Annotated in this window: 11 protein-coding genes; 3 read left to right on the top strand and 8 right to left on the bottom strand. The window is 50.3% G+C overall.

The window, feature by feature from the left end; all coding sequences use genetic code 11:
• The first annotated feature begins 99 nt into the window (after nt 1-99).
• The 3 genes from RIC19_RS06905 to RIC19_RS06895 all read left to right on the top strand — a co-directional run bounded on the left by RIC19_RS06905 (nt 100) and on the right by RIC19_RS06895 (nt 3,352).
• Nucleotides 100-1,116, top strand: a complete 1,017-nt coding sequence (locus RIC19_RS06905) for a dioxygenase family protein (RefSeq protein WP_350177567.1) — start codon at nt 100-102, stop codon at nt 1,114-1,116.
• An 89-nt stretch (nt 1,117-1,205) separates the two neighbouring features.
• Entirely contained in the window at nt 1,206-2,000 is a 795-nt protein-coding gene (locus RIC19_RS06900) for a hypothetical protein (RefSeq protein WP_350177566.1), read from the top strand.
• A gap of 173 nt (nt 2,001-2,173) precedes the next feature.
• Nucleotides 2,174-3,352, top strand: a complete 1,179-nt coding sequence (locus RIC19_RS06895) for a 5-(carboxyamino)imidazole ribonucleotide synthase (protein ID WP_350177565.1) — start codon at nt 2,174-2,176, stop codon at nt 3,350-3,352.
• Between the two features lie 69 nt (nt 3,353-3,421).
• On the opposite strand, the gene RIC19_RS06890 is transcribed toward RIC19_RS06895, so the two are convergent.
• The 8 genes from RIC19_RS06890 to RIC19_RS06855 all read right to left on the bottom strand — a co-directional run bounded on the left by RIC19_RS06890 (nt 3,422) and on the right by RIC19_RS06855 (nt 22,681).
• Nucleotides 3,422-5,881, bottom strand: a complete 2,460-nt coding sequence (locus RIC19_RS06890) for a T9SS type A sorting domain-containing protein (protein WP_350177564.1) — start codon at nt 5,879-5,881, stop codon at nt 3,422-3,424.
• A gap of 3 nt (nt 5,882-5,884) precedes the next feature.
• The gene (locus RIC19_RS06885; protein WP_350177563.1) at nt 5,885-7,960 is read right to left on the bottom strand and encodes a T9SS type A sorting domain-containing protein; all 2,076 of its coding nucleotides are present in this window, start codon (nt 7,958-7,960) and stop codon (nt 5,885-5,887) included.
• Nucleotides 7,950-10,394, bottom strand: a complete 2,445-nt coding sequence (locus RIC19_RS06880) for a glycoside hydrolase family 2 protein (protein ID WP_350177562.1) — start codon at nt 10,392-10,394, stop codon at nt 7,950-7,952. Before RIC19_RS06880 ends, RIC19_RS06885 begins: the two co-directional genes overlap by 11 nt.
• Nucleotides 10,391-11,590 carry a glycoside hydrolase family 88 protein gene (locus RIC19_RS06875; RefSeq protein ID WP_350177561.1) on the bottom strand — a complete coding sequence of 400 codons (1,200 nt, stop codon included), beginning with the start codon at nt 11,588-11,590 and terminating at the stop codon, nt 10,391-10,393. Before RIC19_RS06875 ends, RIC19_RS06880 begins: the two co-directional genes overlap by 4 nt.
• A 199-nt stretch (nt 11,591-11,789) precedes the next feature.
• A complete protein-coding gene (locus tag RIC19_RS06870; RefSeq protein ID WP_350177560.1) occupies nt 11,790-13,376 on the bottom strand; it encodes a T9SS type A sorting domain-containing protein in 1,587 nt (528 codons plus the stop codon).
• An 85-nt stretch (nt 13,377-13,461) separates the two neighbouring features.
• Entirely contained in the window at nt 13,462-16,350 is a 2,889-nt protein-coding gene (locus RIC19_RS06865) for a TonB-dependent receptor (protein ID WP_350177559.1), read from the bottom strand.
• 481 nt (nt 16,351-16,831) lie between these two features.
• Complete coding sequence (locus tag RIC19_RS06860; protein ID WP_350177558.1) at nt 16,832-20,914, bottom strand: hybrid sensor histidine kinase/response regulator transcription factor; 4,083 nt, start codon at nt 20,912-20,914, stop codon at nt 16,832-16,834.
• 426 nt (nt 20,915-21,340) lie between these two features.
• Entirely contained in the window at nt 21,341-22,681 is a 1,341-nt protein-coding gene (locus RIC19_RS06855) for a sulfatase family protein (protein WP_350177557.1), read from the bottom strand.
• Between the last annotated feature and the right edge of the window lie 29 nt (nt 22,682-22,710).

The following is a 22,710-nucleotide window of genomic DNA, read 5'->3' as shown; positions in this document are numbered from 1 at the left end:
GGAGGGCGGGGCTGCAAGTCACGCCCTCACCCCGACAGCTTCGCAATGGAAGCACAAGCTGGAATTATTTTTGAATGCCTTATAAAACAGACAAATATCATGAAAAAACAACCCTCACCCCTCCCCCGCCGCCGCATGCTCCAACTCAGCCTGGGCGCTACAGCGGGCATCCTCACCACCGCTGCCGGGTGCAATACATCCACTGGTGAAACCGCCCAATCCGGCGGCACCTCTGCTTCCTGCGACGTCACGCCCGACCAGACGCTCGGCCCGTTTTACCCGCACGTCAAGAACGGCGATGGCGATGTAGACCTCACCACCATACAAGGAAAAGAAGGACAGGCTCAGGGGCAGGTCATCCGTATCCGGGGACGTATTCTGGACGAAAACTGCCAGCCCGTTGAAAAAGCCCTCGTCGAAGTCTGGCAGGCCAACCACGCTGGCCGCTATTCCCACGAAGGGGATACCGAAAACCCCATTCCGCTCGACCCCCATTTTGAAGGTTGGGGCGAAATGGCTACCGACGCCAATGGCGACTATGCCTTCAAAACCATTAAGCCCGGTGCTTATTCCTTCGGCGACCCCTCCATAATCGAAAACTGGCGCACGCCGCACATCCACTTCAAAGTATCACGAAGGGGCTATCATGAGATCGTGACCCAGATGTACTTTGAAGGCGAAGCGCTCAACGCCACCGATACCGTCATTCAGGAACTCCCGGAAGGAGAACGGGCTCCGTTCATCCTGGCCTCCGGGCAGCAGGAAGACAACATCCCGGTGTTCAACTTCAACCTCACCCTCAAAAAAGTGGCCACTTCAAAAGAGCGCCTGGCAGCGATCGATGCCTGTACCGGCAAGTACGAAATGAGCCTGCCCTTACGGCCGCCCAACGAGGAGGTAGTCATCCACCGCGAAGCACAAAGGCTTTTCCTGGACTTGCCAGGGTACGCCACCGTAGAGCTGAAACCGCAGGGCCAGGACGATTTCTTAGCAACCTCGGTCAACTGCCGTTTGGTCTTCAACCGGAATGAAGAAGGCTCGGTCAACAGCGTGACAATTCACAGTATTTTAAAATCGGATAAAAAGGCGCCGGTTGTAGCACCAAAAACAGCCTGATTAGCGGGTGTTATTCTACCCGTAAGCCTGCTTTCAAGCTTACCGGTAAAGTCCTTTTTCCATCACTCCATTTACCAAATATTCTAATTATGAAAATGTACATTTCAATCTTAACGCTGGCATGGGCTTGTCTCTTTTCCAGCCAGAACCTCCATGCCCAGGAAGACGAACAGGGTTATGCCTTTATCGAATACATGAAAGTCAAGCCCGGCATGATGGACGAGTACCTGGAATGCGAAGCGGTCTGGAAACTCATCCATCAATACCGCATAAAAGCAGGCCTGATCGAAGGCTGGGAACTTGAGCAGGTGATGTTGCCCAGGGGCACAGGCACGGAATACGATTTCCTGACGGTTACTCACTACAAGAGCTGGGACGATATGGGACAGGAAGCCACCTGGTACGATGCAGCGCTAAAAACCCTGCCTGCTGACAAGAGAAAGATAGCCGAAAATGCTGAAATCTACCGGGACATCGTGAAAACAGAAATCTGGGCGGCCGGCGATATGGCTTTCGAAGAAAACGGCACCTCCCGCCCCAGGTTTATCGTCGATAATTACATGAAAATCCCAGCTGGTGGTTGGGAAGACTGGATAGAGATGGAGACCGGCCTGGTGAAGCCCGTACATAAAAAAAACATCGCCGCTGGCAACCGGGCTGGCTGGGTGATGGCATTCCTGGTCCTGCCGCGTGGCGACGGCTTGCCTTATCAGGCCAGCACCATGGATTTCTACCATTCCTGGGAAGATATGAACAATGACGAAGGTGCGGCCTGGGAGACCGTCTATCCGGAAATGAGCGAAGCGTACGCCGGCCGCCGTATTGAGTCTACGCGGACGTTGGTCAGAACCGAAGTACGAATGCTGGTGGATTTTGCTGAGTAGGACTGGCTCCTGTCAGCCTATCGCAAAGGTAGCTTTGACCTTTTCAGCGACCTCCATCATGCGCGGGCTCCTATAGCCCCTGGGGTAAATTTTGCCGGCTCCATGCCCATAGCAACCGGTATGGAGTCCGCAAAATTGCCTAGTTTTGCAGCCCAAACTTACGCGAAACGACAATGGCATATCAAGACTCCATACTACACCCCGATTTCAAAGTCGGCGTCCTGGGCGGCGGTCAGCTCGGCAAAATGATGGCTCAGGCCGCCAACAACTGGCACCTGCCGCTTTATCTGCTCGACAACGATACCTCCTTCCCGGCCGGCCGGGTCTCTCCCTTTTTCACAGCGGGCAATTTCAAAGACTATGACGATGTCTATAACTTTGGTAAGGACAAAGATGTGCTCACCATTGAAATCGAGCACGTCAACACCGAAGCCCTCCACCAACTGGAAAAAGAAGGTGTAAAGATACACCCGGCTCCGGCACAATTGGACATCATCAAAGACAAGGGTGTGCAGAAGCAGTTTTACGCCGGGCACAACATCCCAACGTCCCCTTTTGCACTGTATGAGAATGAAGAAGCCGTCAGAAAAGCCGTGAAAAGCGGAGAACGCTCCCTGCCTTTCGTACAGAAATCCCGTACCGCCGGTTACGACGGGCGTGGGGTTAGCATTATCCGTACCACCGCAGACCTGGAAGGCAAACTACTGCCCGGCCCTTGTATGATCGAAGACCTGGTGGAGATGGACAAAGAAATTGCCGTTATCGTGGCACGGAACGAAAGCGGGCACACCCAAGCCTTCCCCGCAGTAGAAATGGCTTTCAACCCGGAGGCTAATCTGGTGGAATTCCTCTTTTGCCCGGCCGACATCAGCAAAGAAGTGGCCGCAAAAGCCGAAGCACTGGCCACACAGGTCATCAATGCGTATGGCATTTGCGGGCTGCTGGCGGTAGAGCTTTTCCTCGACAAAACAGGCAAGCTGCTGGTTAATGAAGTGGCTCCCCGCCCCCACAACAGCGGGCATCATACCATCGATAGCTGCTACACCTCCCAATTTGAGCAGCACTTGCGCGCCATTCTCAACCTGCCACTAGGCAGCACCAAGATGAAGTCGCCCTCCGTCATGGTCAATCTACTTGGCGCACCTGCCCATACGGGCCCCACTTACTACAAAAATCTGGAGGAATGCCTGAAAATTGAAGGTGCACACTTCCACCTCTACGGTAAAAGTACCACCAAGCCCTTCCGAAAAATGGGCCATGCGACTATCGTGGATGAATCTTTGGAGCGGGCCGTAGGTAAGGCGCGCTGGATTCAGGAAAAGCTGGAGATTGTGAGCGGGGCATCAAGTTAGAGCGTGTTTTTATCGCCCCCTCCATGAAAATCGCTCTGGATTTTACTTTCCGGAGGGGGCGATGACAAATTATAGTTTTACTACTTTTCGAATCACCCGATGGGTTCCGGTATCAATCTCCAGATAGTAAATTCCTCCGGCAAGCCCTTCCATACTTAGGCTGCCCGACTGAAGCGACTGGGTATCCGTAGACCGGATGACCTGCCCATGGCTATTCATTAACCGGACTTTAGCAAGTTCAGCAGCATGACCTGCCCATTGCCAGTGCAAGACATGCTCAACTGGATTGGGAAAGACCCTGCATTGCTCCGAAGAAGGTGCTTCAGCAGTTGACACTATGATATCCGGCAAGCCACATGGCGAATCAAGCGTGGTATCTGGCTCAGGGCCTATTGCGATATAATCCAGGTAAAGCTCATTGCCTGGGAAGTTCTCATTTTCGCGATCCAGGAACAACCAAAGATCCAGGAAGTCAGCTGCCACGAAGCTGTTCAGGTCATCCCCTTCGAAGGTGTAAGTCAATACCGTAAAGGCATCAAGTTGCCCCTCTACGATTTGCGTTTGCAAAGCCGTCCGAAAATCAGCCGACCCATCGCCCGAACGCAACTGTACGCCAAGCGGCAGAGGCGCTGCACTTCTGGCACGGACAACGACCTGAACATTACCTGTAATATTGGTAATTTCCACGCCGTTTTCATCCGCCGGATTGATCACGACCGGCCGGAAAGCCTGATGAGCCGCATTGACCGGGTCTGCCACTTCAATAAACACCTCTTCACATTCCGTCACAGAAACATTCAGTTTTTCAGTTTCTGATCCGCCTAAAGTCACTGTTTCACCTTCCTGCCAATGTGCAGCCCAGGTTTGAGGCTCAACGGTTGTACTACAGTCGGTTTGTCGGGTTGAATCTGGTAATGTTCCAATAGCGATATGGTCTATATAGAGTTCGTTGCCGGGGAAGTTTTCAGAGCCCCGATCCAGATAAAACCACATATCACGTATGTCTGAAGGGTCAAGACCTGCGTATTCACTTTCTTCAAAGGTAATGGTGAATGTTGTCCAATCCTCCAGACCTGCGGGTACGGCAAAGGCTTTTCGGTCACTACGCTCGCTGGAGGTCCCCTCCCCGGATCGGAAGAGTACATCAATGGCAACAGCTTCAGCAGACCGGACTCGCATAGTAACATTCACCCCTGCCGACAAATCTGTAATATCGTCCCCAAGGCTGTCTACTGGGTCAACCTGATAGGCATTAAATGCGGGTAAGGGGCTATTGACAGGATCTCCAACTCTCAACAGCAACGTTTCACAGAGTGTATCTAAGATAAAGTCGGTCACCAAACCAGCTGTACTGGAAGTGTTGATTGAGGTTAGGCTATCTCCCTCAAAATAATCTACAAAAACTCCAGGATTCCCGGGCTGTAAGTCGCAGGGCGATTCCAGGCCAGCCGTGGGAGGACCACCAAGGCTCACATAATCAATATAAAGCTCATTGCCCGAAAAATTCTCTTCGCCGCGGTCCAGGAACAGCCACACATCTCGTAAATCGGTAGCATCAAAACCGCCCAGGGCATCTGTAAAATCAAGGGTTATTTCTGTCCAGGATTCCAGCCCCGCAGGCACATCGGCATATAGGATGTCCGTACGGAAATCGCTGCTGCCATCACCCGAGCGGAACAGCCCGCCAATCTCTACGGCTTCCAGGCTCCGGACACGCAACGTAATGCTCACCGGGCCATCGCTGATATCTATCACATCAGAACCGTCCGGGCCTTGCGGATTTATGATGATAGGATTGAAAGCACCAAGTGGGGTATTTTCAGGATCTGTCACCTCCACCAGCCCTTCCTCGCAGGCCGTTTGCGTAATGGTTAATGCATCACCTCCCGAGCCGCTGAATACATAATTGGAATCTATCCAGTGCTGTTCCCAGAATGCACCTGCACCACCGTCTAAAGTGCAGGGCGATTCCAGGCCGGGCATTGGCGCTCCAACAAGGCTCAAATAGTCGATGTAGAGCTCATTGCCCGAAAAATTCTCTTCCCCGCGGTCCAGAAACAGCCACACGTCTCGTAAGTCGGTGGCATCAAAACCGCCCAGGGCATCTGTAAAATCAAGGGTTATTTCTGTCCAGGCCTCCAGCCCGGCTGGCACGTCGGCATAAATGATGTCTGTACGGAAATCGCTGCTGCCATCGCCGGAGCGGAACAGGCCGCCAATTTCTACAGCTTCTATGCTCCGGACACGCAACGTAATGCTTACCGGAACACCGCTGATATCTACTAAATCTGTACCATCCGGATTTTTTGGATTTGCGATAATGGGACTGAAGGCACCCAGTGGGGCATTAACGGCATCCGTCACCTGAACCAGCCCTTCCTCGCAGGCTGTTTGCGTAACGGTTAATGCGTCGCCACCCGAGCCGCTGAATACGTAATTGGAGTCTATCCAGTGCTGCTCCCAAACCTGTGCGAAACTAACCGTCCAGATGAAAAAGGAAACCAGCATTAAAATTCTTGGCTTTGTCATAATTTAGTTTTTTAGAAGTTTCTGCCAATACATGGTCCCGTCTGAAAGGATGATTTCAATCAGGAATAAACCCGGACTCCAGGTTGAACAGTCAATCGTACTATTGCTCACCCCGGTTGGCTGTTGTTGCATGGCTGAGTTAAAGGCCCTCACAGAACAGACAAGCCCTTTTGTACTATGTATGGTAGCGATATTATTAACCGGATTGGGAAAAACGGACACCACTGCCACCGACTTTGATTCCCTGGTACTGGTAACCGTAGCCGCTTTTGCAATATTGGAATAAGGCGAGGGGCAATCGCCAGTAGCGAAAACCCGATAAGACAAGATGCCTCCAAAGTCAGCTGTATTCGTATCCGTAAAGCTGTCCGCATCTGCAGGCAGTGTACCGATTACCTCAAAAGTCTCTTCATCATCATAGGACACTTCCACAACGTAGCCCGTCTCCCGGGCGGCGATATCCAGCCAGGACAACGTTACTTCCCCTCCGGTAAAGGCTGCTTCAAGCCGGGCTGGAGCATCAGGAGGTAACCCTCTCGTTGTTCGTTGCTCCAACTGTGCTGCATAAAGGGATGGAATAGCCAGGACTTCACCCGTGCCTTCTTCATAACCCTTTGGATGTACAAACTGATGATTTTCTGTCACAATCGCCTGGCAACCAATAGCGTAATTTTGCCGCTTGGGAGGGCGCTGCAGTAACAGCCGGTTCCCGGCAGGCATCTGTACATTCCAGGCTACGCTATAAACGGCTGACCAGCCATGGCCTGTACCAAAACTCCCCCGGTTGTACAACCCAAGTACATTTGTGGTATTCGGCTGTGTAATTACCAGATTATCATATAAAAGCCCCTGACTCCAACGACGGTGACCTTCGATAGTGTTGTAATCTTCCGCAGAGGAACAGTTATGGAACACGATATTAGATACCGAGCTCGTCCCGTTAGATACATAAGCGTGCCGCCCCTGAGTCGCGTGGCAATCCAGGAAGAGAATGTTGTTTGAAAAAGCGCTAACTGCAAAATTATACCGCCACCCGCCATCTATCGGTGAATGGGGTTGCAGACCCGAGCATCCCTGTACCGTTACCCGGTCTGCGTAGGTCATATCTACCGCAGCGTAGCTGAAATGCAGGGCAGTCACCTCCTTTACCCAGCAATCCTCCACACCAATAAACCGGATTGCATTCCGGGCGTGGTTCGTGCTCAGCGGGCTATTGGTTTCGATTTCTATACGCAACTGTTCAATCCCTATACCCCATCGAAGTCCGGGTTCATCCAGGGTGTAAACCTCTGTCTCCGCCAGAACCCGTTCCAAACGGTCAAAAACGGGGACATCCAGTGTTATTTTGCGCTCCTGAAAATCTACTCCGGTAATCGTTCTTTTGAAGTAGAGGTCAATCTCTCCCGGAGCCCACGGCTGATCAGCAGCAGTATCCCCAAAATTGATATCAGCCAGCCATTCGGAAGTACTGGGTTGATAAACGATCACCACATCGCCCTCGCTGTATAACTCAGGAGCTGCCACTTCCAATGATCGGGAACCCGCAGGTACCATTGTGCTTGTTACAACAGAGCGGGTGCCAGGTACCTCCGTATTCCAATTTGTACCTGGGACTGCCCCAGCCTGAATGACATCTCTGTCAGCAGGACTGTTGCCGGTGGCGAACAGCACCGTATTTTGAGCAGGGTCTTCCCCCTGCCCTACGCCTCTCAGGATGACTCCACTGTGGTTGATAACAATGATGCCAGCTATCGGATACAGTCCAGCCTCCAGCAGAAGCGTGCCGCGGAAACCATCGGCCCCAAGCGGCATTGCACCAACCTGATCCAGTGCCGCTTGAATATGCGCAGTATTATCCCCTGCAACTGGTCCGATGGCCATTGCTACCGGTACTTCAGGCAAAGGCTGCTCACCATTTTTATAGCCTGCCTGGCTAAAGTCAGGAATATAGTTATTACGGGGATCCGAGCGATACCGCAGGAACCCCTCTTCATCCTGAAAAAGGATATTCAGGGATTGCTGTGCGGCTACAACCTGGGATAGAGCTATAAAAAACACCAGTATTGTTTTACTCCTCATTGCTGAATATTTTAGGCTGTTGGGATAAATCCGTTGTTGAAAAACTCAGCAAAAGATAAGCTCCTTTGAAATCCTGATTGCGCGCTTCGATGACGGTTTTCCCGGGATAGGGTTGCAACTCTATTGCTGCATAGCCGTTCGCCATTTCCAGTACCTGACTGCGCGTTGGGGTGCCATAATTAACTAATAACCGGGAAGGGCCGTCCGCGGAGAAGTACATTCGCTCCTCGTAGTTGAGGACCCGGCGCCCTTTTTGATCAGTCATATGGGCTTCCACGAGCCAATTGCCATTGGGCAAAGGCTTTGAAGTCAACTCCACTTTGGCAGGCGCCCCTGGTTGTTCATAGTAATAATTGACCGACATAGAGTCACGGGCGACTACCTGCCCCTCCCGGTAGGCTACAGCTTTAAGCACATTCTTTCCTTCATGGAACAGCACGGGCCAACGAAGATTGTTGGCAGGGAAGTTACCAACTTGACGCTCCCGCTGCCCGAGAGAAACTCCATTTAGCCAAAGCTCTACGATTCCTCCATTGCTAAATACGCAGATTTCCCGAGGCTGGCCTTCCGGCCCTATCCGGTTCGTCCAGCTTTTGGATTCAATGTAAGCAAAGGGCTTTTCTGCCCAGTAACTTTTAAATACATAATAGGCATCCTTGGGGTGGCCAGCGCGGTCTGTCAATCCCTTTTGGTTGAGGTAAGGAATGGCATTTTCCGGACGGAGCGGAGTACCAAAATCCTTGAACGCCCACTGCGCATTGCCGCCAAACCAATCGGTAGACTCGCTGACACTCAGGTGCCAGTCGAAAAGATCAACGATGTAGTTCTCGGTCCAGTCACCCTGTTGAGCAATATTTTTGATATTGACCTGATTCGGCGTTTCCGCCCAGGCATCTGCCCTCAGCATCCCGTCTCCGGTAACCGGAGTTTCTGTATGTCGCCCCACATGGCTCGAGCCACCGTATTCCATATGCAAAAACTGTGGATAGCGCTTGCGTTCCTTTATCAGGGAAGCTTCATAATTGGTATAAACACCAGCGTACCAACCTGACCAAATAGACGGAGAAAAAACGTCTACCAAACCCGCTCCGGCGTAATACTTGCGGATGGCCGTCATTCGCCCGGGGTCCAGATCATGCGCAAGGGCGTGTAATTCTGACAAAAAGGTATTTAGCCGGGTGGTATCCCCACCATCGGGAAAATCCGGTAGCCAATAGATTTCATTGCCGAGCGACCAGAAAAAGATACTGGGGTGATTATAATTTTGAAGGATTTGTTCCCGGAGTAGATTTCGGGTATTGACTTGCCAGGCCTCAGGGCCGATGCCTCCACGGCACCACGGCAGTTCATCCCATACAATCAGCCCCAGCTCATCACAAGCCTTATAGACTTCGGGATCCTGTGGATAATGCCCCAGGCGGACAAAATTGCCCCCCATTTCTTTTATAGCTTCCATATCCCTGCGGTGCAGGGCATTCGGCATGGCGGCACCATAACCTGCGTGCTCTTCATGGCGGTGAGTACCGCGTAAAAGTAAGCGCTCCCCGTTGAGGTAAAATGCGCCGTACGGCTCGAAACGATACCAGCGGTAGCCTACACTTGCCTCCAAGGTGTCTGCCTGCCCGCTGTCTGGCTCATAAGCCATCTGTAAGCGATACAGATAGGGCTGCCCCGGCGACCAAAGTTTGGGTGACTTCAGCGTGCTCAGCCTGAGTTCCAGGTGTTCGGCGGATAGCTCCTGATCAATAGCCAACGTAGCTTCTGCTACTCGTTGGCCAGCAGTATCTTCCAGCCAGCAATGCAACCTCCCCTTCACTTTTTCGGGAGTCAATGCCTTTAATTGTACACGGGCTACCGTCTCAGCAAACTGCGAGTTCACCACCGGGGTTTGCACCATTAGCTGATGTAAATGTACCTTCGGGCGCTGCACCAGCCAAACATCACGGGTGAGGCCACCATAGATAAAGAAGTCGGCTTTTTGTGAAGGGATGAGCTCCGGGTCGTAGCTATTGTCTACCCGGACGGCTATACTATTTTCTCCGGGAGCCAGAAAAGGGGTAATATCCACCTCAAAGCCCAGATACCCCCCAATATGCAAGCCTGCAAGCTGTTGGTTGACATAAACCCAGGCTTTAGTATTGGCCGCTTCAAAACGGAGCAAGCATTGGCCCTTCGGTATTTGGCTGAGAACGAGGGTTCGTTTGTACCAACTTGCGTTCCTTCGATATCCCGGCAGTATATCCGTTGCGTCCCACTGATTCCAGGTATGCGGAAGGGTGACAGGCCTCCAGCCATCGTTTGGCAGTTGCTCTGGAAGCTCTACCTGTCCGTTTTCCAGGTAGGCCCAGGCATCGTTAAAAGGGCACATCTGCCTCTGTGCCAGTCCTAAACTGGACAGAAGCAGAAGCCCGGTAAAGAAACCAAAACACTTCATTTATTCGCTTTTTCTGCAAAGGCCAGCCGGCGCAATAAAGCCTCTACATAGTAATAATCTGCATAAATAATAGGTACATCCACCTCAAAATTCCCGGGTATACTACCAACGCTGTGCTTCAATAAAAAAGGCGGTGTTTCGGATTGATACCGTTCCTGAGCTAGTGAAGCCAGGGTCGCATCTGCCCATTTGAGATACTGGCTTGCGTATTCAGGGTTTTGTTCTGCGAGGATAAGCAAACCACAGGCATTGATAGCTGCCGCTGATACGTCTCTGGGCTCATTTGGAATATGTGGGGCTTCAAAATCCCAGTAAGGCACCTGGTCTTTCGGCATATTAGGGTGTTCGTAAATATAAGCCGCCACACCCCGGGCTTGTTCCAAAAATTGTGGAGCCTGGGTTTCCCGGTAAGCCATAGCAAAGCCGTAGAGGTTCCAGGCCTGCCCTCTTGCCCAGCTCGACTCCTTCGCTGCTCCCTGATGGGTATCTTTCAGGCGCTGCTGGCCCGTTTCAGGATCAAAGTCAATAACATGGTAGGAACTGTGGTCTGCCCGGATGTGATTGACCAGAGTGGTTTGGGCGTGGCTGTTGGCAATATTAAAAAACGAAGAATCACCGGTGAGCCTGCTGGAGGCAAACAACATCTCCAGGTTCATCAGATTGTCGACGATAACAGGGAAATGCCAAATATCCGAGTTAAAATCCCAGGACCGGATACAGCCAACTTTGGGGTCGAACCGCTTGATAAGGGTACGGGAAGCATTGACTATCACCTCTTTATAAGCTTCGTCTGCCGTAATTTGGTACCCATGCCCAAAGCTGCAATAAATTTTGAAGCCCAGATCATGAGTATGCGTATCCCATTGTTCCTTAGCATTAAAAGCGGTCCACGCTTGTGCTGCCTCTTTTAAAAGCCCTTTGCCACTGTAATCATAAAGCATCCAAAGCTCCCCTGCATAAAATCCGCTCGTCCAGTCTCTTGAAGTTGTTTTGTGCAGAGTACCATCCGGGCTTAGTGCTCTTGGGATGGCAGTAGAATCCGCAGGCATCACCTCTAGATAGCTGATCGCCTTTTCTGTCAGTTGATCCAGCGTCTTTCGGTATATTGCGGCCTCCTGCCCTTTGTTTACAGGCACGGTAGCCGAGCAAGCATACAACGCTCCCAAGAGGCCGGCAACCAGCCATGATTTAAACATCTTCATCTGACTTGAATTATAGCGGCAAGAGGCTACCCATTGCTGCCACTACGGTAGCAGTATAGTGTATGGTTACTTGCAACTTGTTAGACAATCCTGCCCCACTTCCACCAGCAGGGCAGGAAATTGCCTTTTTATACAATGCTACTAAAGATATAAACCGATTAGTACGGTAGACTATTTCTCCTTTTTATCGCCTCTACCGTACAATCATTTTAAGTGCCATGACACCTTCTTCAGTTTGGAGGCGCGCAATGTAAAGACCAGCCGGCATTGCCTGAACGGGGCCCCATTCCACATATTGCTCTCCGGCAACCTGATACCCACTGAAAACAGTAGCCACTTTTTGCCCACTCAGGCTATGCAGCGAGAGTGCCACCTGACTGCTCTGATCAAGCGTATAACGGAAAGTCGTTGCACCGGCAGTCGGGTTAGGCTGTGCGGTGAGCTGCAGGCTTGAATTCAATACTTCTGTGGTGCTGTTGATCAGCTCTTCGCATCCGCCTACTGCACCTACTGCGCCACCGTTTGTACTGGCAGTAGCCGACTCCGTATTCGGACTGTAGCAGGGGGCGAATTCTGAGAAATCAAAAAGGTTACCGGAATCAAATGGAGTACCTGCTACAGCTACATCTTCTACGATGAAGTCATACATATTTATTGAGCTCGGGTCATTGTAGAGGTCAATGACGTACTGCAGGATACGCTCCGGTACGTTGTTTAGTTCCAGTTGCTCTTGGAAAAAGGCATTCCCCACCTCGCTGCCGAGGTGCTCTTCAATTAGTTGGGAGAGGACACCTGGTGCAGAAACCGTATCGTTGCTCGCCCAGTAGTCGGTTACATCCTCTGTCCAGAAGATATTATTCGCAGAAATCTCAAGGTCAGTGCCTTCATAAAGCGTATCAACAGTAATGACTTTATGCAGGTCCCCGTCTGGCTGCGTCTGCTCATCCGTATAGATTGGGCTTGAGCCAAGCATAATAGGATTTATGAACAGGTTATTCGTAATTTTGGCTGTCAATATGCGGCCCAGCTGAATGTGGCCGTGCCGACCAATAGTATTGAAAGACGTACAGTGGTCAATCTCAATGTAGTTGTGTGGCTGCGATCCACCCTGCGAGCGGAAGAAGCGGTCCTGAATATTGTGGACAATAGTATTACGCACCACTAGGGTATCAAAGTAAAAGTCACGTGCATCAATTCCCCGCCCGTTGCCTTGTAAGACGCGGCGGTTGCCACCATTGCGGAGAATAGAATTTTCGACATAGCACTTTACGTTATTGGCACGCATTTGCAGGAACCCACCCCGTTCTTTTTCAATAATGCAATCCCGGACAATTACACGACTGCCTTCGCCAAGGATTCGCATACGGCCCCAGTCATGCAGCTCAAGTGGGCCAACCTCTCCCGCAATAATCCATAAGTTTAGGAAAGTAACATCCCCTTCCGCTCGCATAATATCCTGGTAATCTCCACTGGCATTGGGGATCCGGGTTATGATCGCTTTGTTTTCCGTATCTTGTAAATCGACGGCTTGTATCTGCAGAGGCCATTCCGGTTTGTTAACCAGGCGACCGGAGGAAACATAAACCTGACCGTTTTCCAGTTGATAAACAGTGTTGTTGTCTACTCGATCGCCGTTAGCGGTGGTATCGCCCATGATGACCGGGAAAATATTAGCGGGGTTGGCGGGGTCAGCACTGGCTTCAATGAGCACAAAACGTTGTGCGTTGGAGATAAATCCGAGACCTAAAAATAGGATACTTAGTAAGTAGATTTTTTTCATGACACTAATGAATTTTGAAAGATTAAAAATTGGTCTGTTCAGAAAGGGCAAGGGGGGATTTTGAATTACCCACCCGGCTTTTTGATTAAATACGGAACTGTAAGCCCAGCGTAGCGGTAAACCCATAGGTTTCTACGGTATTACGGAAGGCCTCCACCCGTGTAAAGGTGATATCCTGTTGATTCGTAAAGTTGTTGAGGTTCAGGAAAGCGCTCCAGCCATTACCGAAGCGTTGTTTTATGGATGCATCCCAGCGCCAGAAGCCCAAGGTGAACGTATCGAAGTCTTTATTAATCGAATAGCCATTAGCCTTGGTACCCTGATAAGCACCGGAGACCCGGGCTGAGAATTTTCTATAATCATAGCCCACCGATAGCCGCAAAATGTGCGGGGCCTGGCTAGGCATGTTCACTTCCCGGGAGGAGTTGGTGAATGTCGTTTCAAAAACCGGCGGCACAGGGATGACCAGCCGTGTCTCAGAAGTTAGGAAGAATACATCCGTCTGCGAGTAAAGCCTGGAATAATTGGCATTCAGCACGATACCGTTGAATGGCTCAGGCAGGAAGCCCAGATAGCTCTGCAGGTCAATCTCGTAGCCATATACACTCGACTGCTCAGAATTGATGAAAGAGCTGAATTCGTACCCTCTGTATTCCGGGTAACCAAAAGCATCAGCTGTTTCCTGATCAACCAGATTAGTACGCCATGGGAAGAAGATATTGTCAACGTTTTTATAGAATACCCCAAAGGTAAACAGGCCAAGTCCACCTTTGTAGGCGCTAAAGAACAGGTCGTAATTGGTGGCTTTCGCATACTGTAAATCCGGATTACCTGCCGTGATAACGGCGCTATTGTCATCAATCTGCACTCGTGGAGTAATATAAATAAAGTCAGGCCGGGCAAGGGTCTGCGCTACCGAAGCCCGGATGTCCAGCCACTTCGCAGCCTGGTATTTCAGGTGCAGGTGCGGCAGGAATTCATCATACTGTTGAAAGGTAGTGGTGTCCCGGAAAAAACCATTGACCCCATACCAACCATTGATCGAGGAAATACCGCCTCTGTATTCGTTATCCGAGCGCTCATAGCGGAACCCGGGTATAACCGAAAGATTACCAATATTAAGCTTTAGCATCACATAGCCTGCTGCTACCGTCTCGTCTACACCGTAGTTATCCACCAGTACTGTGCGGTCGTTATTCAGCAGTGGAGCTTGTGTGTTATACCAGTCGCGCATCAGATCAGGGCTAAGGCTGGCGTTGAGCCCTATCTCACGGCCATCAGCATCTTCAAAGTTTATGTCATTGGTCTCTTCCGCAAAGCTTAGTAAGCTAATAAGGTTTTGGTTGCCAGGCAAAAAGGTCAGGTTGCCATCATAAGCGGCCACAGCTTGCTTAGCCGACTCTGCGCCCAGGTAGTAAAAGTCCTCTGCCTGACGGCTGACATCCCGCTCCCGGCTGATGGCTTTATACTTACCTCCCACCTTCAGGTAGCCATCAAGGCGTTCGTTGAGTTTGAAAGGTAGTTTGAGGTTTACAACTGCGGTTCGGGTACCCTCATAGGTGCTGCTGGCTTCCTGCCCATTGCTACGCAGTAGCGTCCGGGAGAGATCATGCTGTGCACTTCCCAGGTAAGTTGGGGGTGGGCCGGTCGCATCCAGGCCACTGTCAAATACCTGGCTGTAATTCACAAAACGCATACTGAAATCCAGCGGGGTCTCGCCCTGTGTTTCAGAATTGGAAACCGTCCAGTCCAGGATAAATGGACCAAGGCTGTGCTCACCATTTAGCTGCAGCGAATACAAATCCAGCGCATTTTCAATATTGCGCCCCCAGTATTCAATAGCGGGCTCCGAAGGCACATACCGTTCTTGCATATAAAAGCGGTCTCTTTCAGTACGACTGTACAAGCCAAAGAAAGAAAAGGTGCTTTTTCCCAAATCATAGTCCATGCTCAGGCTTCCGTTGTACCGGCGCCGGATTTCCTGCCGGTTCTCGAGCCGCAGCGTATTACCCAAAATTTCTGTGATACCCGTAGAGTCATCTGTTTGGCCCCGTGACCATGTGTTGGTCAGAATATCCCCACCCCGGTTAAAGCGCTCCACGCCCCCCTGTACGACAAACCCCAGTTTGTTTTTGAGAACCCGCCGGCTTAGCTGCAGCACGCCCTTGTAGTCCCGGGGGTCATTATTGAGCTCATTATATCCGCCCAGTGCTTTTGCAAGCATACGGAATTCCTTAGGGGCTTTTCGCAACTTAAGGTTGACTGTACCTCCTATCGCCTCGGCATCCATATCCGGCAGAGGGGATTTAAATACCTCAATACCATCGAGCAACTCCGGAGAAATCAGCGAGAGATCAACAGAACGGTCCGTACCCGAATTCGATGGCAGGCTCACGCCATTGACTGTGATTGCAGCAAACTTCGGCTCCATACCCCGGATTACGATCTTTTGCCCCTCGCCCCCGCTACGGTTGATGCCGATACCCGGGAGGCGGGCAATAGCCTCTGCTGCATTTACATCAGGAAGCTCCTGAATGCGGTCCGCGGAAACAATATTCGCAATAGACTCGGAGGACAACTGCTGATTGATGGCTTTCACCTGCCCTCGTGCCTGAGCGGTCACCACGATTTCTTCGCCCAAAAAGGCTTCTGGTTTCATCTCTACCTTGATATCTCTAACTTCTCCCGCTGTTACCACAATATCCTGATGTACCGTACTGTAGCTAATAAATGATACAACCAGCACCTGAGGCCCGGCAGGAACGTTGTTGAGCAGGAACCTGCCGTCAATATCTGTAACCGTACCTGTACCAGAACCCTCTATATAGACATTAGCTCCAGGGAGCCCGGTACCTTCCTGTAAGTCCAAAACTGTACCGGTGATGACTCCAGACTGTGCCTGAAGGCTTGGAATTGCACAACAGAACACGCCCAGAAAGAATAGAACCCAGAAAGCATTTAATAGGTGTTTCATGCAGTAAACAGTTTAAAAAGGCAAAACCTTTCCTAATGATTTTTTGCTCATTGAACGGCTTCTAAGTTACTGCAAGGGATCTCAATAAAAATCTAAAACTAGGGGGTCAAAAATCTAACGCTCTCATTTACAATACATTAAATTGATTACAATTTCGCTTTGTCTCTAGTCTTCTATTCAGAGCGTTTTAGGATTTTGGTCTTCTAGCCGAAAACCAGCAATTTTCTGATTAGACGGGGCACGGAAATCCTTCCCGCTTTTTGAGTTCAAAAAGCGGGAAGGATTTCCGGAACGAAGTACAAGCAAACCTGCCTGCGTGTCGAGCACTTCAGTCTCCGGTGGCCAAAGCCCACAGGCGACGAGACACAGGCAGTAAAGTGTCCCCTTTCAGGAAGCGGGACAGACCGGTCACGAAAATCCCAACATGCTCTAAATTGCCCAGGCACCTTAGATTCGAAACGTAAAAGTTGCTCTTACTACCTCAGTTTCCCGGAGGCGAAAAGTTTTCCGTAAAGGCGGTTGGGGTTTGCCCGAAAGACTTTTGAAAACATTTGCTAAAGTAGCGGGGATCTCGAAAGCCAACCTGATAGGCCACTTCGGATATGTTTAACTTTTGCTGTTTTAGGAGCTGTGCAGCACGCTTTAGCCGGATTTCCTTAAGGAAGTTGTTGGGAGTCAGGTTGGTCAGTGCCTTGATTTTGATAAATAACAAAGGGCGGCTTACATTTAATGCCCGGGCAAAGTCCTCGACAGTAAAATCTGCATTGCCCATTTGTTCCTCTGAAACCTGAAGGGCCAGGTCGAGGAACTGCTCATCCGCTGAAGTCACAGCTATTTCTTTTGGGGACAGGTTACTAATCCGCTCAAACTTTTCCCTCAGTTTTTGTCGCACTGACAGGAGGTTTCGAACCCTCAGTTTGAGTTCTTTAGGGCTAAAAGGTTTAGTCAGGTAATCATCGGCTCCTGTCTCCAGTCCTTCCAATTTAAAAATCAGGCCTGTGCGGGCGGTAAGCAGCAATACAGGGATATGGCTGGTACTCAGGTCCGTTTTCAGTTTCCGGCAAAGAGTGATACCATCCATTTTTGGCATCATTACATCACTGATCACTAAATCAGGGGCTGTTTTGGCCGCCTTGACTAAGCCCTCTTCGCCGTTGACTGCGCTCAGTAACCGGTACTCCGTTTTGAATATCCCTTCGATAAATGAGCGGACCTCTTCGTTGTCCTCCACGATGAGCAAAAGTGGCGCAGCACTGGAAAGCCCGGCGTTGCCAGGTGACAAAGGCTTAGATTGGCTGGGCACCGGCTTTTCTGAAATAGCAGTGTATTGCCGGATATCCTCACTGTCCTGAAACCCCCTGATTAGTTCCTTCTCTTCAAGATGCTCCATCCCTAAGGGTAACCGAACTTTAAAAACAGCCCCCTGACCTTCTTCACTTTCAAGGCTGATCGTACCATGATGCATTTTCACTAATTGCCGCGAGACGGCGAGCCCGATGCCCGTACCCTTGAAGGAGTGCCTGAATGTCGCTTCTTTCTCATAAAATCGCTTAAAGATCTGTTCGTGTAGTTCAGCAGGTACCCCTTTGCCACTATCTTCTACAATAACCACAACGGCGCCCGCCTCCTTCTCCAACCGCAGCGCAATACGCCCCCCCTCGGGTGTAAACTTGAATGCATTGGACAGGAGGTTAAAAATCACCTTCTCCATCTTATCACGGTCGTAATACAAATACACAGGGTCAGCTTCGGTATGAAAATCATAGGTAATGCGCCTGCTTCGGGCATGCTCCTGAAAGGACAAATAAATTTCCTGCAAAAACCGAACAATATTACCCTCTGCAGCCTGCATGTGCTCATGGTCAGTTTCCAGTTTTCGGAAGTTGAGCAGTTGATTGACCAGGTACAGCAACCGCTTTGCATTGTACTCCACGGAGACCAGTTTGCGGTGAATAGGCACTGCAAGCTGCTCCCGGACCAAATCCTCTAGTGGGCCGATAATCAAAGTGAGCGGTGTCCTGAATTCGTGAGCAATATTGGTGAAAAAGCGTAATTTTGCCTGGTGCAACTCTTCCTGTTGACGTTTTTCCAGTGCTTCCATATCAAGCTGATGCCGCAGCCGCAGAAAACGAAACATCCCCAAAAGAATCAATGCAAAGACCAGTAAATAGCCCAGATAAGCCCAGTTTGTGCGCCAGGGCGGGGGGAGCACCTCAATGCTAATATGCCGCTCCATGGGGTTCCAGACCCCGTCGTTATTAGCGCCCCGCAGGCGAAACAGATAAGTTCCCGGGCGCTGAAGGGTATAAGTGGCTTCTGTTTCACCTTTAGCAAAGGTCCATTCGTCATCTACCCCATCCAGCTTGTACACATAATTGTTATTGCTGGGGTTGAGATAATCTAATGCCGAAAAATTCAAAGAAAAATTAGCCCGGTTGTAGGCGAATGCAAGGGAAGCGGTATGATTGATTGCCTGATCTAAAAGCCCTTGTTCACCGCCTACCTTTACGGGCTGATTAAAAGACTTCAGCCCTGTAAACACCAATGGGGGCACGAAAGTATTCAGGCGTATATCCTCTGGCTTGAATAAAGTCGCACCTTTGGTCCCTCCGAACAACAACTCCCCGGTACTGGTTTTATAATAAGCATTAAAATTGAACTCCAGGTTTCGGATGCCATCAGAATAATTATAAGCAGTAAAGGTATTATCCCGTCGGTCTAATTTAGCAAGGCCATTGTTGGTGCTCAGCCAGATATGACCGTCTCCTCCCTCCAGAATGCCAAAAATGGTATGCCCGGGCAAGCCGAGTTCTTCGGTAAACTGCTGAATGATGGCTCCATCTTCACCCATTTGAAAAAGCCCGTCAGAATAGGTGCCTACCCAAATGTGGCCATTTTTGCTTTGACATAATGCATATATCTCACTGCCAGAGAGGAAATGACGGAATTTCTGCGTCGGCGCCAACGAGTCTGGCACAAAACAATCGAGCCCCTCGTCTGTCCCCACCCAGTATTGCCCTGCCTTGTCCCGGAAAAGCACCCTCGTGAGGTCAGAGCAAAGGCTCTCGGAATCCTCAGGGTCATGCTGGAAGGTCTGGAACTGTTCCGTCTCCATATGCATTCGGGATACTCCTCCGCCATAAGAGGCTATCCAAAGCTCATTGCCAGCAGACAAAAGCCCGTAAACATTATCACTGGGCAAACCGTTAGACTGACTTGGCTGGAAATGGTAGTTCTTGATTTCACCTGTTTCTAAATCCAACCGGTCCAATCCTTCTGAAAAGAATCCAATCCACAAATCCCCCCGGGCTTCCAGCAAAGTTTTTACATTGTTCCCACTCAGCTTAGTATCAGTAGTCAGGTAAGTGACGCGCCCCGTTTCTCGGTTGAACAGATTAAGCCCTCCTCCCTCAGTCCCAATCCATAAACTACCGTCATCATTCTCCCAAAAAGAACTCACCACTCCATGGCTCAACCCTTTGCCATCGGGATGCTGTTCCAAATTCCGAAAACGGTTGATTTGCTGGTCGTAGTAATCTACCCCTCCATAATACGTACCCACCCACATGCTACCGCGATGATCAAAAAAAACAGAACGTACCGAACTGTTGCTCAGACTGTTCTGCTCCTGACTATCATTAAGGACAACTTCAAAATCGTCTGTCTCCGGGCGATAACGATTAAGCCCCACAAAAGTCCCAACCAAGATATTGCCGTCCGGGCTCAATTGCACCGTTCGAACATTATCATGGCTTAACGAGTGAGCTTCCCCTTTTTGATGGCGGTACTGTTTGAGCTTGTTAGCCTTTGCATCCCACCTGAAAAGCCCCTGACTATGGGTGCCGATCCAGTACGTACGATCTATGCCTTGTGTAATCGTTTTGATATGCTGCCCGGAAAGTTTTACCGGGGTACTATCCAAGACCCGTTCAAATATGAAGAGACTATCTTGATGACGGACGAGCCGATTCAACCCATTCTCCGTCCCAATCCAAATCTGCCCTTCAAGATCTTCATAAATGACCTTAATGTTATTGGAAGAAATCGCACCTGTAGCACCTGCCTCACTTCTGATCACCTGAAAGCGCTCTTGCTCATCGTCAAATAAGTGCAAACCCCGATTGGTACCAACCCACAAACGCCCCTGACGATCCCTAATTACAGACCGGATTGAGCCTCCCAAAAGTTGCCCGGACGAACTCCCGGCAACATAGCTGACAAAATCGTCTTTATTGGACCGGTACCAGCTCAACCCGTTCGAAGTCCCTACCCAAAGCACCTGATGTTGCTTGTCGAAATAGAGACAACGAATATCATTACCAGCCACTGAAGTGGAATCTCCATCCTGATGACGGTAAACCACCATCTTGTAGCCATCATAACGATTAAGGCCATCCCGGGTACCCAACCATATAAACCCGTGATTATCCTGTTCAATACAGAATACTGAATTTTGAGAGAGGCCATCTCTCTTGTTGATATGGCGAAAAGCATACTGCCCAACTACATCCGTTTGCAGCAACAGTAGTAAAACCAATGAAAAAATATAATTCCCGGTTCTCAAGAATGCTATTTTAGAAGGTTTTTTACCTTTTTTAGAGCATGTTTGGAGCGGTTTCGCCATGAAAATCAAGGATTTATGGTTCTGGCAAAGTCACTAAATTTGAGTTTAGCGGGCTAAATGAAAATTTAGTGAGAAAGTCAGAGCTTGCCCCACATTTCTGCGGGGTTCATAAAGCGTTGATTTGCAATAGCAACGAGCTCTAAACATACTCTTAGTCTTTTCCTACAAGCTCCAAGTCTTGACAATATTCAAACGGTAATCCTCCGTAAAACTTCACTCAATTAGGAGTAGAGCAACGGGTCAACGTAACCACTAATTTTTCGACCATTACCCGCACCGGGCTATGAAAAAGCCAATGCTCCCTTTTCATACCCTCATAAAAAGAAGCATACGAAACCTACATCCATAAACTCTAATATATCCATGTTAATCCCAATAGGTACCTTCCTTTTCAGTAGCGGCAGCCTGAGCCTTCAGCAATAGTTGCAGCTCGGCCACCACCTCCGGATACTCCACCGCCCGGTCAAAACGCTCGCCCGGGTCCTCATCCAGGTTGAACAGCAACGGTAATTGCCCATCGAAATAGTCAATGCCCGTCTGACTGGAAGTGATTTGGTGTAATTTCCAGGGCCCTTTTCGTACCGACTGAAGCTGATTGCCCGGCCCGTAGTAGAAAAACGGACGGTCGGCCAAGGTATCCCCTCTCAAAAGTGGTAACAGGTTTTGACCGTCTACTAACCGGTCTTCGGGTAAATCCTGCCCCGCCAATTGCAGCAACGTGGTATAGCAGTCCATTGTATTGACCGGTGCGCGCTGTACCTGCCCGGGCGCTATCGTTCCTGGCCAGCAGGCAATGCCGGGCACCCGCATGCCGCCTTCCCAGGTGCTCCCTTTACCATCCCGCAGATGACCGGCAGAGCCCCCGTCGGCGCCTTTGATAATCCAGGGGCCGTTGTCACTGGTGAACAGAATTAATGTATTTTCCGCAAGGCCGGCTTGATCCAATGCTGAACGTATCTGCCCTACTGCATCATCAATTTCTTCTACCACATCGCCGTAGGTGCCTGCACGGGAATGACCCTCAAACGCTTCCCCGGGGTACAGCGGCACGTGCGGCATAGCGAAGGGCAGATAAACAAAAAAAGGTGCTGCATCATCCTGTTGCATAAAGTCGAGAGCCACCTGTGTATACAACCCGGTAAGCAGAGACTGATCAGGGTTCATCCCTAAGGTGTCGTTACCGGAAAGCAGGGCAATATCGGGCCACTTCGGTGGGATCATATCATTACTGTAAGGTAGCCCGACGTAGGCATCAAAGCCATTTTGCAGCGGCAGGTATTCAGGTTTTGTGGAGCCCAGGTGCCATTTACCGAAGCAACCGGTCCGGTACCCGGCTGTTTTCAGCCCTTCTGCCAGCGTATGCTCTTTGGGGTGTAGCCCGCGCTCCGATTTGGGGTACAGCACCCAGTCAAAGCCCGAACGGACCGGATACCGCCCGGTGAGCAACGCATACCGGCTCGCAGTACAGGCCGGTGAAGCACTGTAAAATTGGGTAAACAACATGCCTTCCCGGGCCATTTGGTCCAGGTGGGGCGTTGCAATGGTGGGGTGGCCGTAGCTCCTCAGGTCGCCGTAGCCCAGATCATCACAAAAAATAACAATAAGGTTAGGCGGACGGTGATCATCCGAAGTATAGGTGAGGCTACCGCAGCAGAGGACTGCTAAAACAGCGGCAGCCGTGACAAGGAGGTTCCTGAGTCGGAGCATAAGCAATGATTATGCCCTAAAGCTAAAGA

Origin of the sequence: Phaeodactylibacter sp. (assembly GCF_040219495.1) — a bacterium.
Lineage (GTDB): Bacteria > Bacteroidota > Bacteroidia > Chitinophagales > Saprospiraceae > Phaeodactylibacter.
Note: the sequence above shows the minus strand (reverse complement) of the source record. Positions and strands in the feature narration are given on the sequence as shown.